Below are 13,483 nucleotides of genomic sequence, written 5' to 3'. Positions count from 1 at the left end.
CGGCCTCCGGTATCAGTCGATGTGCTCTCCTCTCATCGCGACTCACGCATCCGTGCTTCGCCCTCGACTCGGAACAGGAACGACACCCAACTCCGGAACGGCGCCCACGCCTGCGCGATCTCCGCCAGCGCCGCCGGTTCCGCGTCCGGGAGGTGGTACGCGTCGCGCATGATCTCGTGGAGGCGGGTTTCGCCGCGCGGGAAGACGTCCGGGTGGCCGGCGCCGCGGATCAGGATCAGCTCCGCACTGAACCGGCCGATGCCCGGCAGCCCCTGCAGCTGCTTCAGCGCCTCTTCGGCCGGCATCGCCCGCAACGCCGCCGCGTCCAGCACGCCCTCGGCCGCCGCCGCGGCGATGCCACGCAGGCGGGGCAGCTTCGGGCCCGTCAGTCCCGGCAGGTACTCCACCTTCGCCAGCTCCGCCGGTGCCGGGAACGTCCGCAGCCGGATGCCGCCGACGTCGATCTCGGCGCCGTGGCGCTCGGTCAGGCGACGGCGCAGCCGGACCGCCTGCGTCATCCAGATGCGGTGGCTCAGCACCGCCCAGCACGCCGCCTCGTACGGCGACGCGAACAGGACCGGGCGCAGCCCCGGGTGGATCGCCTGCAGCAGCGAAACCACCGGATCGCGGGCGCCGGCTTCGGGGAACGCGGTGCCGTCGACGTCCAGCGAGCACATCCTCCGCACCTGCGCCACCACCGCCTCGGTCTGCCCGGGCGGGCCGTGGACCTCGACCGTGACCGTGCCGGGCGATCTCTGCCGCAGCACCCCTCCCACCGGCGTCCCGTCGCCCTCGAGCGGGAACGCCACCCGGAGCGCGCCCGGCTCCGCCTCCGGTTGCCCGGCGGGGGCGAAGCCGGTCAGGAACCGGGCCGCCGCGGCCAGGTCGAACTCCCCGCGCACCTCGAGCTCGCCGCGCCGGCGGGAAACTTCCGTCGTCGTCATCTGTCCTCCTCGGATCGGACCATCGCCTGCGACGTTAGGAAGGGGCACCGACAATTTCGGGGCTCGAACGCCTGATCCCGGCTTTGTTCACTCGATCGAGTGGCAGCCGACTTGGCATACTGCCGGTATCCGAACCTCCGGGAGGGTCCGTGCCGACCAGCCGCGCCACCGCGCTCGACCGCCTGAACGCCCTGCTCGAAACCCCCGCGGAGGCCGGCGGCGGCTACCTCGACCTGCTGGGCGCCGCGAACCAGGCCGGGCCGCCGACCGGGCTCACGCAGCGCCTGATGCGCACGACCCTCCTCCCTCGGGTCTACGAGCGGTACTGGCGCCCTGCCCTCGGCCGCGCGCTCAAAGGCCCGCTCGGGCCGAGCATGGCCGGCGAAGTCCGGCTCGCCACGGAACTCCTCGGGCTGCAACCCGCGTACACGGTTCTCGACGTGGCTTGCGGCACCGGCCGGTTCACGCGCGCGTTCGGCTCGGCCGTCGGCCCGGGCGGGCTCGCGATCGGGCTCGACGGCGCTCGCGGCATGCTCGCCAAGGCCGTCGCCGAAGACGGCCCCGCCACCGTCGCCTACCTGCGCGCCGACGCCGTACGGCTTCCCCTCAGAACATCCACTGTGGACGGTATCTGCTGTTTCGCCGCGCTCCACATGTTCGCCGAGCCGGAGACCGCGCTGGACTCCTTCGCGCGCGTGCTCAAGCCCGGTGGCCGGGTCGTGCTGCTGACGAGCGCGCGCCGCGGCTGGCAGCCGGCGCGCCTGATCGAGTCGGCAGGCGGGCTCGTGAGCGGGCAGAAGATGTTCGACCGCGGCGAAATCGCGGTGAGCCTGCGCGCCCGCGGCTTCACGGAAATCACCGAACGGTACGCCGGAGTCACGCAGATCGTGGCGGGCCGGCTCGGCTGAGCGGCCCGAACTGTCGGGGGTGGCGGTTAGCATCGCCGCATGACCCACGCCGAACCCGTCCCGCCCGACGACAGCTACCTGCGTTCCCTGGTCGAGGCCACCGCCGACGCCGTCGCGGCCGCCGAACCGCTGTCCTCGCCGCACATCGGCGCGGACGAGGCGACTCGCGCCGAAGTGACCGCCGCGGTCGAGCGTGCTTCACCTGATCTGGTGGCGTTGAGCCAAGATCTGCACGCTCACCCCGAGGAGGGCTTCGCCGAGCACCGGTCGGTGCGCGCGCTCGCCGCGCTCCTGGAACGCCACGGCCACGAGCCCACCGTCGGCGTCGGCGGGCTCGACACCGCGTTGCGGGTCAGCACCGGGGCACCGGACGGCCCGCACATCGCCGTCCTCGCCGAGTACGACGCGCTGCCCGGGCTCGGCCACGCCTGCGGCCACAACGTCATCTGCACCACCGCCGCGGGCGGCTTCCTCGGCGCCGCCACCGTCGCCGGGCGGCTCGGCGGCCGGGTCAGCCTGATCGGCACCCCCGCCGAAGAAGGCGGGGGCGGCAAGGAGATCCTCGCCCGCGCCGGCGTGTTCGACGACGTCGACGCGGTGATCATGCTGCACCCGTTCAGCCACGACATCGCGCTGCACCCGTTCCTCGGCCGGCGGCAGCTGGAGATGGTCTTCCACGGCGTCGGCGCGCACGCGAGCGCTCAGCCGTTCATGGGCCGCAACGCGCTCGACGCCGCCGTCGCCGCGTACCAGGGTGTCTCGGCCCTGCGCCAGCAGCTCCCGCAGAGCGACCGCGTCCACGGCGTGTTCACCGACGGCGGCGCCCGCCCCAACGTCATCCCGGCCCGCGCCGCGCTGCTGTTCTACCTCCGGTCCCAGAACCCTCAGACCCTGCGCGACCTCGCCGCCCGCATGGCGTCGATCGCCGAAGGCGCGGCCGCGATGACCGGCTGCGGCGTCGAGCTGGTCTGGGACGCCCAGCCGGCCTACCTGCCGATCCGGTTCAACACCGCACTGGCCGGGCGCTGGACGGCCAACCAGGTGAGCACCGGCCGCAAACCGCTGCCGCCGGGCATCGTGCCGGAGTCGCTCACCGGCTCGACCGACCTCGGCAACCTCTCCTACCGCGTCCCCGCTCTGCACCCGATGCTGGCGATCTCGGGACCGACGGTCGCGTTGCACACCAAGGAATTCGCGGCCGCGGCCGGTTCGGAGACAGGTGACGCGGGCGTCCGCGACGGCGCACTCGGCCTGGCCCTGACCGCCGCCGACTACCTCGGTGACGCCGAAATGCGCAAGGCGGTACACGACGAGTTCGAGGCGGCGGGAGGTGCGCTGGACGTCCCGTCGTTCTTCGCCTGATGCCTGAGGAACAGCTGAGTTTTCTCAGCTGATTCTTCTCAGCAAAGCCCGAGGTATTTCCACAGGTTGCTCACAAGCACGGGCGCGAACCTTGTCCCATGACCGAGAACGAGAGTCGGCCCGGCCCCGCCTCACCCGGTGGGCACCAGCCGCACCACAGCACCCAGCAGTACGGGCCGTACGCGCAGTACGCCTACCAGCAGCAGGCCGCGCCGAACCCTCTGTTCACCCCGCAGCCGCCGCAGCAGGCGCCCGGCGCCCTGAAGACCAAGCCGCGCAAGGGCGGCCGGGTCGCGATGATCGTCAGCGCGACCGCGCTCGGCGCCGCGCTGGTCGGCGGCGTCGGTGGCGCGGCGATCGTCGGGCTCACGACGACCTCGGCCGGCGGCACCACGACGTCGGTGAGCACGCCGGCCGCGAACGGGCAGACGGTCGCCAACTCGACCTCCGGTGACGTCAGCGCCGTCGCGGCGAAGGTGACGCCGAGCGTCGTCCAGATCAACGTGACGACCGACCAGGGCGAGGCGATCGGCTCCGGCGTCATCCTCACCGCGGACGGCCGGATCCTGACCAACGCGCACGTCGTCGAAGGCGCCCGGAACGTCGTGATCACCACCTCCGACGGCAAGAAGTACCAGGCCAGCGTGGTCGGCGCGGACACCAAGGCGGACATCGCGGTGGTCCAGGCGCAAAACGCCAGCGGCCTGACCGCGGCATCCCTGGGTGACTCGAGCAAGCTCGTCGTCGGCCAGGAGGTCGTCGCGATCGGCTCGCCGGGCGGGCTGCAGAACACCGTCACCGCCGGCATCGTCAGCGCGCTGAACCGGAACCTGTCCGACATCGGGCAGGGCGAGCAGCAGCAGCGCTCGCCGTTCAGCCGCACGTCGAACCAGAGCAGCGACTCGCCCAGCTACACCGCGATCCAGACCGACGCGGCGATCAACCAGGGCAACTCCGGCGGCGCGCTGGTCGACGCCCAGGGCAACGTGATCGGCATCAACTCGGCGCTGTACAGCCCGAGCGCGTCGGCCAACGGCGCGGCGGGCAGCGTCGGGATCGGCTTCGCCATCCCGATCAACGACGCCAAGAAGATCGTCGACCAGATCGTGAACAACTAGGACGCGGACGGGCCGTGGTCGGGGCGGCCCGTCCCCCGCTTCGGGGAGCGGGAGAACACGCGAAGGCCGTTTCGAGAGTCGATCGGGGGCTCTCGAAACGGCCTTCGCGCTGCTCAGAGGCTGTAGGTCAGGGTCAAGCGGTGGTCTTCGCCGTCGATTTCGATGTCCGCCTTCCCGGCGATGCCGGTCAGCTCGCCGGTCCCGGAACCGGGGAGGATCGTCACCGTCATGCCGGACTCCTCGCCGGCGGTGTGGTGCAGGACGAAGCTGCCCTTCCGGCCGTCGACCGCGACCTCGAGCCGCTCGAAACCGACGTACGCGCGCGAAGTCGCGTTGTTCGCCGTCAGGAGTTCGACCTGGCTGGTCCCCTCGACCGCCCCGGTGAACGTCTTGGCGATCGCCACCCGGGCGAGCTCGGTGCCGGCGAACTCGTCGGTCGCCTGGGGCTCCCACTTGTCGACGGTGAACGACGCGGTGGCGGTGCTGGTCATGGTGTTCCCTTCCTCGGTGTGGACACAGCTTCCCAGCCATACCTGACAGGTTGCGTCAGGTTTTGTCAGCGCTTCCGGTTGCCGAACAGCCCGCGCGTGATCTCCCGGCCGAGCGCGCTCGCCGCGGACCGCATGAACGACTTCACCGCCGGGTTCTTCATGGCGGACTCGAGGAACCCCGGCTCGTCCTTCGCCGGGGGCGGCTCCGGAGCAGCCTCGGGCGCAGGAGCGGCCACCTTCGCCGCCAGCTTTTCGTAGGCCGACTCCCGGTCGATCGTCTGGCCGTACTTCGCGTGCAAATCGGACGACGCGACCGCGGCGGCGACGGCCTCGGCACCGATCGAACCCATCTTCGACCGCGGCGCGCGCAGCCGCGTCCACGCCACCGGCGTCGGCGCACCCCGTTCCGACAGCACCGTCACGACGGCCTCGCCGATGCCCAGCGACGTCAACGCGGTGTCGAGCTCGTAGAACTTCGTCTTCGGGTAGGTCTTCACCGTCTTGGCCAGCGCCGCCTGGTCGTCCGGGGTGAACGCGCGCAGGGCGTGCTGGATCCGCGCGCCGAGCTGCGAGAGCACGGCGTTCGGGATGTCGGTGGGCAGCTGCGTGCAGAAGAACACGCCCACACCCTTCGACCGGATCAGCTTCACGGTCTGCTCGATGCGCTCGAGGAACGCCTTCGACGCGTCGGCGAACAGCAGGTGGGCTTCGTCGAAGAAGAACACGAGCTTCGGCTGGTCGAGGTCGCCCTCCTCGGGGAGCTCCTCGAACAGCTCGGCCAGCAGCCACATCAGGAACGTCGAGAACAACGCGAGCTTCGCCTGGAGGTTGTCCAGTTCCAGCAGCGTGACGACGCCCTTGCCATCGCGAGCGCGCATCAGATCGTGCACGTCCAGCTCGGGTTCGCCGAAGAAGTCCTCGCCGCCGTGCGCCTCCAGGTTGGACAGAGCACGGAGGATCACGCCCGCCGTCGCCGCCGACACGCCGCCGATGCCCTTGAGGTCTTCCTTGCCCTCGTCGCCGGTCAGGTGCGTGATCACCGAGCGGAGGTCCTTGGTGTCCAGCAACGCGAGGCCGCGCTGGTCGGCCCAGTGGAAGATCAGCCCGAGCGTCGACTCCTGCGTCTCGTTCAGCCCCAGCACCTTGGACAGCAGGACGGGCCCGAAGCTGGTGATCGTCGCCCGGATCGGCGAGCCCTTCCCGCCGGTGCCCAGAGACAGGAACTGCACCGGGAACGCCGTGCCCGCCCAGTCGTCACCGAGCTCCTGCGCACGCTTCGTGACCTTGCCGGTCGCCTCCCCGGCCGCGGCCAGCCCGGACAGGTCGCCCTTCACGTCCGCGAGCACCACCGGCACCCCGGCCGCCGACAGCTGCTCCGAGATCAGCTGCAGCGTCTTCGTCTTGCCCGTCCCGGTCGCTCCCGCCACCAGCCCGTGCCGGTTCAGCGTCGCCAACGGCAGCCGCACGGCCGCCGCCGCGTCCACCTGTCCGTCGATCACCACCGCACCGAGCTCCAGCGCGGCACCCTCACTCGCATAACCAGCGGCGATCTCACTCGCCGGCGACGCCTGCTCGGTCACTCGCGGCTCCCCGATCGTGTGTCCTGGACCACATCGCGAGCGTAACGCGCCGTACGCGCAGGTAACGCCCTTCACATCCCCGTGTCGGGTTAGGGTCACCAGGTGACCGACCGCCTAGTCTGGATCGACTGCGAAATGACGGGGCTCGACCTCGGCAAGGAAGCGTTGATCGAAATCGCCGCCCTCGTCACCGACGCGGAACTGAACGTGCTCGGCGAAGGAGTCGACATCGTCATCCACGCCGACGAGGAAAAACTCGCCGGGATGCCCGAAGTCGTCCGCGAGATGCACGCCCACTCCGGCCTCACCGAAGAGGTCCGCCGCTCCACCGTGACCCTCGAAGAAGCCGAACGCCGCGTCCTCGACTACATCCGCGAGCACGTCCCCGAGTCGGGCACCGCCCCCCTCGCCGGCAACTCCATCGCCACCGACCGCGGCTTCATCGCCCGCGACATGCCGGCCCTCGACGCCCACCTGCACTACCGCATGGTCGACGTGTCCTCGGTCAAGGAACTCGTCCGGCGCTGGTACCCGCGCATCTACTACGCCAAGCCGGAGAAGGGCCTCGCCCACCGCGCGCTCGCCGACATCCGCGAGTCCATCGGCGAACTCGACTACTACCGGCGCGTCGCCTTCGTCCCCCAGCCCGGGCCGACCAGCGAGGAAGCCAAGGCCGCAGCCGCTGAAGTGCAGGAACACCACCAGAGGTGACCCCCTGAAAAGCGGTCGAGGACACCCGCTACGATTACTGGCAGCGAGGTGATCGCAAGCGGATCCCCTCGGCGATGGTGGGCGTAGCTCAGCTGGTAGAGCACCTGGTTGTGGTCCAGGAGGTCGCGGGTTCGAAACCCGTCGCTCACCCCATCACCCCGGTTTGGTCAGGCCGTTCGCGGCGGGACCCGGCCGGGGTTTTTGCGTTGTGCCGTTCGTGGTAACCCTCACGACCGGATGGCTCAGCGTGCGAGCCGCCGGATGCCGGTGCACGGTGTTCTGGTGGCACGTTCAGCACCGAAGATCCGGGGTCGTAAGAAGAAGCTGCGGTACGAGGACATCACCGTCGTCGACCGGTCGTTGCTCAAGCGCGCGGTGGGGGCCGCCGCGCTCGGCAATGCCATGGAGTGGTTCGACTTCGGGGTCTACGCCTACATCGCCGACACCATTGCCGAGGTGTTCTTCCCGGCCAGCGTGTCCCCCGGGGTGCGGCTGATCGGGACCTTCGGGGCCTTCACCGCCGCCTTCCTCATGCGTCCCCTCGGCGGGCTCGTCTTCGGGCCGCTGGGAGATCGGATCGGACGGCAGAAGGTCCTCGCCGTCACGATGATCATGATGGCCATCGGGACGCTGTGCATCGGGTTGATCCCGTCGTACAGCTCGATCGGGGTCTGGTCGCCCATCCTGCTCGTGCTCGCGCGGATGGTGCAGGGGTTCTCCACCGGCGGCGAGTACGGAGGCGCCACCACCTTCATCGCCGAGTACTCGCCCGACAAACGGCGGGGCTTCATGGGGTCCTGGCTCGAGTTCGGGACGCTGTCCGGGTACGTGCTCGGGGCCTCCGTCGTCACCGGGATGAAGGCCTGGGTGCCGCACGAGACGTTGCTCGACTGGGGCTGGCGGGTGCCGTTCCTGGTCGCCGGGCCGCTCGGCGTGATCGGGCTCTACATGCGACTCAAGCTGGAGGAGACGCCCGCGTTCCAGAAGCACGCCGAGGAGGCCGAGAAGCGGGGGCGGTCCGGGGAACCCTTCTGGAAGATGTTCACCGAGTACTGGCCCGCGCTGCTCATCTGCGTCGGCCTGGTGCTCGTCTTCAACGTCACCGACTACATGCTGCTGTCCTACATGCCGACGTACCTGTCCGAGCAGCTGCACCTCGACGCCACCCACGGGCTGCTGCTGATCATCGTCGTCATGGTCGTGATGATGCTCATCATCATGGTCGGCGGCCGCATCACCGACCACGTCGGGCGCAAGCCGGTGATGATGGCCGGCTGCCTGGGGTTCCTCGTGCTGTCGTGGCCGCTGATGCTGCTCGTGCACGACGGCGGGCTCGTGCTCACCTTCCTGGGCCTGATGGGGCTCGGGTTGCTGCTGCTCTGCTTCGAGGTTTCGATGCCGGCGGCGCTGCCCGCCCTCTTCCCGACCGCGATCCGGTACGGGGCACTGTCCATCGCGTTCAACATCTCGGTGTCGCTCTTCGGCGGCACCACGCCGCTGGTCATGCAGTCGCTGATCTCCGCCACCGGCCACGACTTCTGGCCGGCCTGGTACCTGATGGCCGCCGGGGCGATCGGGGCCGTCGCGGTGTTCTTCAGCCGGGAAACCGCGAACAAGCCGCTGTGGGGTTCGGGGCCCGCGGTGTCCACCGAGGCCGAAGCCCGGGAGCTGGTCCGCGACTCGGGCTAGTTCGGCGCCGTCCGCCACTCGTCCCAGGACAGCTGCCAGACGCTCCAGCCGTCGGTCGGCTCCAGCTTCGGGCCGCCGCTGTTGCGCACCGTGACCAGGTCGCCCTTCTTGGCCGTGTCCATCAGCCACTTCGTGTTCTAGGTGGACAGGTTCAGGCAGCCGTGACTGACGTTGCTGTGGCCCTGCTGCCGCACCGACCACGGCGCGGAGTGGAAGAAGATGCCGCTCCAGGACAGGCGGACGGCGTACTGGACGAAGGTGCTGTAGCCGCCGGGAGCGTCCTCGGGCACGCCGTAGGTCGCGGAGTTCATCGTGTAGCCGGTGTGCTCGCTCATCACGGTGTAGGTGCCCTGCGGCGTGTTGTGCCCCGGCTTGCCCATGGAGGTCGGCATGGTCCTGACCTCCTTGTCGTTGATGGTCACCGTCATCTGGTGGGTCTGGCCGTCCGCGACGGCGACGAGCTTGTCGCCGACGGTGCCGCTGACCCTCTTGTCCTCCCGGCCGTAGCTGCCGTTGCCCAGCGGCTTCCCGTAGACGGCGGCGTCGACCTCGATCTTGGTGCCGCTCTTCCAGTAGTCCTTCGGCCGCCAGGTCACCTGCTTGTCGCCGGACCACCGGAAGGCACCCTCGGTGGCCGGTTCGGCGGTGACCTTCAGCGCCTTCTCGGCGGCGGCCTTGTCGGCGACGTTGCCGGTGAAGGTGAAGATCAGCGGCATCCCGACCCCGACCGTCTCGCCGTCGACGAGGTTCACCGAGACACCGAGCTGGCGCGCGGGCTTGGCGGTGCTGAAGGTCGACTCCGAGCTGACCGGCTTGCCGTCGGAGCCGGTCGCGGTGGCGGTCAGCTTGTAGGTCTTGTGGTAGCCGAGCGGCTCGGCGGAGTCCCACCCGGAGCCGTCGGCCCGCGCCTTCCCGGCCACGGCCTTGCCATCGGCCCCGGTCAGGCTGACCGTCCCGAGCTTCCCGTCCGTGACGGTGACGCTGACCGGCTCACCGGGCGCAACGTCCTTGGCATCCTTGCCGGGCACGAAGGCGAGCACGGCGGGCTTCGGCGCGGGCTTGGCGACACTGCTGGAGGGAGCGGTTTCCCGGGGAGGTTCACCCGAAGGGCTACTACTGCAGCCGGCCACCGTGAGCCCGATCACCACAGCGGCCCCCAGCAGCCGCGCCCCCACGCCGGTCGAACCCCGCATGCCCACCCGCCTGTTTCGTCGTCGATGTCCGGCTACAGTGTGCCCGACCAGCCCGGACACCGGGGCGGCAACGCCGGAACCCGGTCAAGGGGACCCCCCTGGAACGGGCCTCAAGACGGGGTGCTAATGTTTTCCACGTCGCCGAGGGAAACCTCCGGCAGACACCGGCGCCATTAGCTCAATTGGCAGAGCAGCTGGCTCTTAACCAGCGGGTTCGGGGTTCGAGTCCCTGATGGCGCACCCCCACTCCCCAGGTCTGATTCTCTTCGCCTGGGGATTTGTGGTATCCGGAGCCATTTCTTCCCCCCTCACCACAGCACCCGGCGCCGGCCTGACCTGGCCGGCCCCGCGCCGGCGTCAGCTTCGGTAGGTTGGGGAGATGCGGCAATTTGCCGACGTCGGAGACCTGTCCGGGCTCGTCCGTGACGCACTGGGTGCGGGATGCCGGATCACCGCGGTGGACCGGTTGCGCGGCGGGAGCAAGAAAGGCGTGTACCGGGTCCGGCTCGACGGCACCCACCCGGCCTCCGTGATCCTCTACAGCTGGGCCGAGGCCGAGAACTTCTGGCCCGGCGCACGGGAAACCGATCCGGCTGATCCGTTCGCGCCCGCCTCCGGCCTGGTCCCGTTCTTGGCCGCGCAGCGTAGCTTGACCGGGCTCGGGGTCCGGGTTCCGCGGATACACCTGGTGGATGACAGCCGACGCCGCTGTCCGGCGGACGTCGCCGTGGTCGAGGACGTCTCCGGGGGCACGCTCGAAGCACTTTTCGAAGCCGATCGCACGCGTGCCGGGGAAGTCCTGGCCGAACTCGCCGGGACGCTCCAGGTGATGCACCGGCACCGCGGACCGCACTACGGCCGGGTCGATCGGCCGGCGCGGGCCGGCTCGGCGCCCGAGGTTCCGTGCGAGCAGCGGGTTCTCGACCGCGCGCTGCGGGACCTCGAGGAGGCGGCGGAGCGCGACGAACGCATCGCGGCAGCCGGCCCGGCGTTGCGCGACCGTCTGCAGGAACTGGCCGGCCGGGTGCGCCCTCGCGCGGAGTACGGGCTGATCCACGGAGAGCTCGGACCCGACCACGTCCTGGTCGACGCCGACGGGTACCCGGTGCTGATCGACATCGAGGGCCTGATGTACTTCGACGTCGAGTGGGAGCACGTCTTCCTCCAGCTCCGCTTCGGCAAGCACTACGCCACGCTGGCCCGCCCCGGCCTCGATCCGCGGCGGCTCGACCTCTACCTGCTCGCGATGCGGCTGTCGCTGGTGGCCGGCCCACTGCGGCTCCTCGACGGGGATTTCCCCGATCGTGCGCTCATGCGCGGAATCGCCGAGCACAATGCGAACGGGGCGCTGGCCCTCCTCCCTCCGGTGGTTACTACGGGAGCCGGACCACGTGGCACTCGTCGAAGTTGGCGTAGACGGCGACGAAAGCTCCGTCGACGTTGACCACGCAGCCGATGACTTTGTCGGACAGAGCCATCATCGGCGCGAGATCGACCACCTTCGTGCCGATCAGCGACGCGAACGGCTCCTTGCCGGACACGTCGAACGCGGTGAGCTTGCCGGACCGCCTGACGAACTCGGCGTTCTCCGGGGTCATGTTGCCCTCGAAAGGGTCCACCCAGGCCGCGGCCGACATCCGGATCGACTCGCCGTCCGGGCCGGAGTCCATGAACAGCACCCGGCCGGACTCGAACCGGAACTCCACGGCGCCGACCGACCACTCCACGGTGTCGCCGACAGCGTGGTGGATCCGGCGCACGCCGGCCAGAGCGTCGCCGAGGTAGGCGCGGAAATCGATGGTCATCGTGTCCTCACTTCACCGGAGTGGCGCCGTTGAACCAGCCGTTGGACTGGCCACCCTTGAGAATGGTGACGAACGTTCCATCACTCTTCGTGACCACCACGTCTTCGCCCTTCCGGAGGAAATAGTAGTCGCCGCCCCCGCCGCCCTGCGGGTTCCAGGGGCCCTGGCGAACTTCGTTGGGCGTGCGGGAGATGTCGTCGACGTGCTGCCGGACCCACGCCCGGGACTCGGCATCGGCCGGGTTCAGCCCGTAGTCCTGGGCGTGTTTGCCCACTTTGGTGCCGAACTGCTTGCCGTCGACCTTCACCTCGGGGACGCTGTCCGGCCGGTTGACCTCCCGCGGCGCAAGCCCGTCGCCACCGGACGATCCGGTGTGGTCGGTGCGCATCGGTGACACACTGTCATCGCTCGCGGCGTGCATCAGGAGATCTCCGCCGGCGACCGCGGCGGTGGTGGCGCCCAGCCCGATGAGCGCGGTGGAGCCCACGTTGACCGCCACTCCCGCGGGTGCCAGCACGACGGTCGCGTCCAGCAGGCCGCCGAGGGCCTCCCCGCCCGCGCCCGCCGCCATCGTCAACCCACCCAGGGCCGCCAGGGCGACGTCCCCGGGATGGTGAATCATCGCGTTGCCGACCGACGCCACGGTGTTGACCACCGCGCCGGCGACGTTCTCCAGGGTGGCGCCCACGTCCGAGGCGATGTCCGTGACGCCGTCCCACAGCTTCGACCAGAACCCGGGCTTCTCCGGGGCCTTGTCCCGCGCGGCACCGACCGTCCGGTCGGCGGTGTCGCCCGCGCTCTTGAGCTGACCACGAGCCCTGGCCAGGATGCCGCGCGCGGCGGCTCGCTTGCCCTCGCCGACGGAGTCGTCGAACGGGAGGCGGTGGCCGGCCTTTTGCTCGTCCTGCTGGTGTTCGGCCTTGGCGCGGCCGGTCGCGGCCTCGCCGTCGTTCCACTGCCGGATCGCCTCGGCCGCCTGGCCCTGCGCCCAGGTCAGCGTCGAGGCGTACGCCTCCAGCGCGGTGGCGGCCTGGTGGAAGCAGTCGCCCGCCTCCAGCCATTTGCCGGGCTGGCCGTCGAACGCGGCGCGGAAGGCGTCGCCCGCCGGGCCCGTCCATCCCTCGGAGGTGTCGATTTTCCGGAGACCCTCACCGGCTTCGTGCAACGCGTCGCCGTACGCCCGCATGGCGTTGAGCGTGCTGGTCACCGCACCGGCGTCACCAGGAACCAGCTCCTCGGGGTCGGACGTCTCCCCCAGCTCCCCGGCCATCAGTGCACCCCCGGATCATCGCCGCCGGACCGTTGCAGGACGCCGTCGAGATGCCCTTTCGCCGTGCTGTCGACCTTCAGGTACGCGGTGACGCTCCGCGTGAGCCTGTCCGAAATCTCCTGCCCGTCCTTGGCCAGGTGTTCGACGCCGATTTCCCACCGTTCACAGAAATCGGCGACGGTGTCCGCGAGGTCGTCGTGCCCGAAAGCGCCCTTGTCCGCATCGATATCCTTGACCTTCTTGGCCGCCAGCTCGTCCAGGGTGTTGTTCACCCCCTCGGCTGCCTTCTCCAACGCACCGAGATCGACCGAAAACCCCTCTGCCACCGACACGCACCTCCCGGCTCGATCGCGACTCGGACGCACTCCGGGCGCGCACGGTTCCCGCGGCCCTCGAACGCGGCTACACCTGG

General features: G+C 70.1%; 12 protein-coding genes, 2 tRNA genes and 1 pseudogene. 8 read left to right on the top strand and 7 right to left on the bottom strand.

Features of this window, described 5'->3' with window-relative positions:
- Positions 1 to 32: 32 nt before the first annotated feature.
- On the bottom strand, positions 33 to 944 hold the full coding sequence (locus AB0J55_RS33845) for a DNA-3-methyladenine glycosylase 2 family protein (protein ID WP_364257880.1): 912 nt from the start codon (positions 942 to 944) through the stop codon (positions 33 to 35).
- Positions 945 to 1,093: 149 nt separating this feature from the next.
- Here AB0J55_RS33845 and AB0J55_RS33840 point away from each other — a divergent pair, with 149 nt between their 5' ends.
- The 3 genes from AB0J55_RS33840 to AB0J55_RS33830 all read left to right on the top strand — a co-directional run bounded on the left by AB0J55_RS33840 (position 1,094) and on the right by AB0J55_RS33830 (position 4,332).
- On the top strand, positions 1,094 to 1,852 hold the full coding sequence (locus tag AB0J55_RS33840; protein WP_364257877.1) for a methyltransferase domain-containing protein: 759 nt from the start codon (positions 1,094 to 1,096) through the stop codon (positions 1,850 to 1,852).
- A 39-nt stretch (positions 1,853 to 1,891) separates the two neighbouring features.
- Positions 1,892 to 3,214 (top strand): M20 family metallopeptidase, encoded by a 1,323-nt coding sequence (locus AB0J55_RS33835; RefSeq protein ID WP_364257874.1) that lies wholly within the window; start codon positions 1,892 to 1,894, stop codon positions 3,212 to 3,214.
- A gap of 98 nt (positions 3,215 to 3,312) precedes the next feature.
- The gene (locus AB0J55_RS33830) at positions 3,313 to 4,332 is read left to right on the top strand and encodes a trypsin-like peptidase domain-containing protein (protein ID WP_364257871.1); all 1,020 of its coding nucleotides are present in this window, start codon (positions 3,313 to 3,315) and stop codon (positions 4,330 to 4,332) included.
- Positions 4,333 to 4,445: 113 nt separating this feature from the next.
- Here the strand turns inward: AB0J55_RS33830 and AB0J55_RS33825 are convergent, their stop codons facing one another.
- Entirely contained in the window at positions 4,446 to 4,823 is a 378-nt protein-coding gene (locus tag AB0J55_RS33825) for a DUF3224 domain-containing protein (protein ID WP_364257868.1), read from the bottom strand.
- Between the two features lie 65 nt (positions 4,824 to 4,888).
- Entirely contained in the window at positions 4,889 to 6,403 is a 1,515-nt protein-coding gene (locus AB0J55_RS33820) for a helicase HerA-like domain-containing protein (RefSeq protein ID WP_364257865.1), read from the bottom strand.
- A gap of 102 nt (positions 6,404 to 6,505) precedes the next feature.
- On the opposite strand from AB0J55_RS33820, the gene orn reads away from it, so the two are divergent.
- From orn to proP, 3 genes are all read left to right on the top strand, one after another.
- Positions 6,506 to 7,114, top strand: a complete 609-nt coding sequence (orn, locus tag AB0J55_RS33815) for an oligoribonuclease (protein WP_003060996.1) — start codon at positions 6,506 to 6,508, stop codon at positions 7,112 to 7,114.
- Positions 7,115 to 7,191: 77 nt separating this feature from the next.
- Positions 7,192 to 7,267, top strand: a tRNA-His gene (locus AB0J55_RS33810).
- Positions 7,268 to 7,375: 108 nt separating this feature from the next.
- The gene (proP, locus tag AB0J55_RS33805) at positions 7,376 to 8,803 is read left to right on the top strand and encodes a glycine betaine/L-proline transporter ProP (protein WP_364258362.1); all 1,428 of its coding nucleotides are present in this window, start codon (positions 7,376 to 7,378) and stop codon (positions 8,801 to 8,803) included.
- On the opposite strand, the pseudogene AB0J55_RS33800 reads toward proP, so the two are convergent.
- A pseudogene (locus AB0J55_RS33800) lies at positions 8,800 to 9,996 on the bottom strand (Ig-like domain-containing protein). The gene proP and the pseudogene AB0J55_RS33800 overlap by 4 nt on opposite strands.
- Positions 9,997 to 10,163: 167 nt before the next feature.
- Between AB0J55_RS33800 and AB0J55_RS33795 the strand changes: the two are divergent.
- Both AB0J55_RS33795 and AB0J55_RS33790 read left to right on the top strand, forming a co-directional pair.
- Positions 10,164 to 10,236 (top strand) — tRNA-Lys (locus tag AB0J55_RS33795).
- Between the two features lie 139 nt (positions 10,237 to 10,375).
- The gene (locus AB0J55_RS33790) at positions 10,376 to 11,440 is read left to right on the top strand and encodes a phosphotransferase (RefSeq protein WP_364257862.1); all 1,065 of its coding nucleotides are present in this window, start codon (positions 10,376 to 10,378) and stop codon (positions 11,438 to 11,440) included.
- Here AB0J55_RS33790 and AB0J55_RS33785 read toward each other — a convergent pair.
- The 3 genes from AB0J55_RS33785 to AB0J55_RS33775 are packed head-to-tail and all read right to left on the bottom strand — an operon-like array spanning position 11,370 to position 13,397.
- Positions 11,370 to 11,801: a hypothetical protein gene (locus AB0J55_RS33785; RefSeq protein WP_364257859.1), complete on the bottom strand. Its 432-nt coding sequence runs from the start codon at positions 11,799 to 11,801 to the stop codon at positions 11,370 to 11,372. The two genes, AB0J55_RS33790 and AB0J55_RS33785, sit on opposite strands and share 71 nt — an antisense overlap.
- 7 nt (positions 11,802 to 11,808) lie before the next feature.
- Positions 11,809 to 13,071: a putative T7SS-secreted protein gene (locus tag AB0J55_RS33780; RefSeq protein WP_364257856.1), complete on the bottom strand. Its 1,263-nt coding sequence runs from the start codon at positions 13,069 to 13,071 to the stop codon at positions 11,809 to 11,811.
- A complete protein-coding gene (locus tag AB0J55_RS33775; protein WP_364257853.1) occupies positions 13,071 to 13,397 on the bottom strand; it encodes a hypothetical protein in 327 nt (108 codons plus the stop codon). Before AB0J55_RS33775 ends, AB0J55_RS33780 begins: the two co-directional genes overlap by 1 nt.
- Between the last annotated feature and the right edge of the window lie 86 nt (positions 13,398 to 13,483).

The organism is Amycolatopsis sp. NPDC049688, from assembly GCF_040674975.1.
Taxonomy (GTDB): Bacteria; Actinomycetota; Actinomycetes; order Mycobacteriales; family Pseudonocardiaceae; genus Amycolatopsis.
The sequence above is the reverse complement of the archived record's forward strand: the minus strand, read 5'-3'. Positions and strand labels throughout refer to the sequence as shown.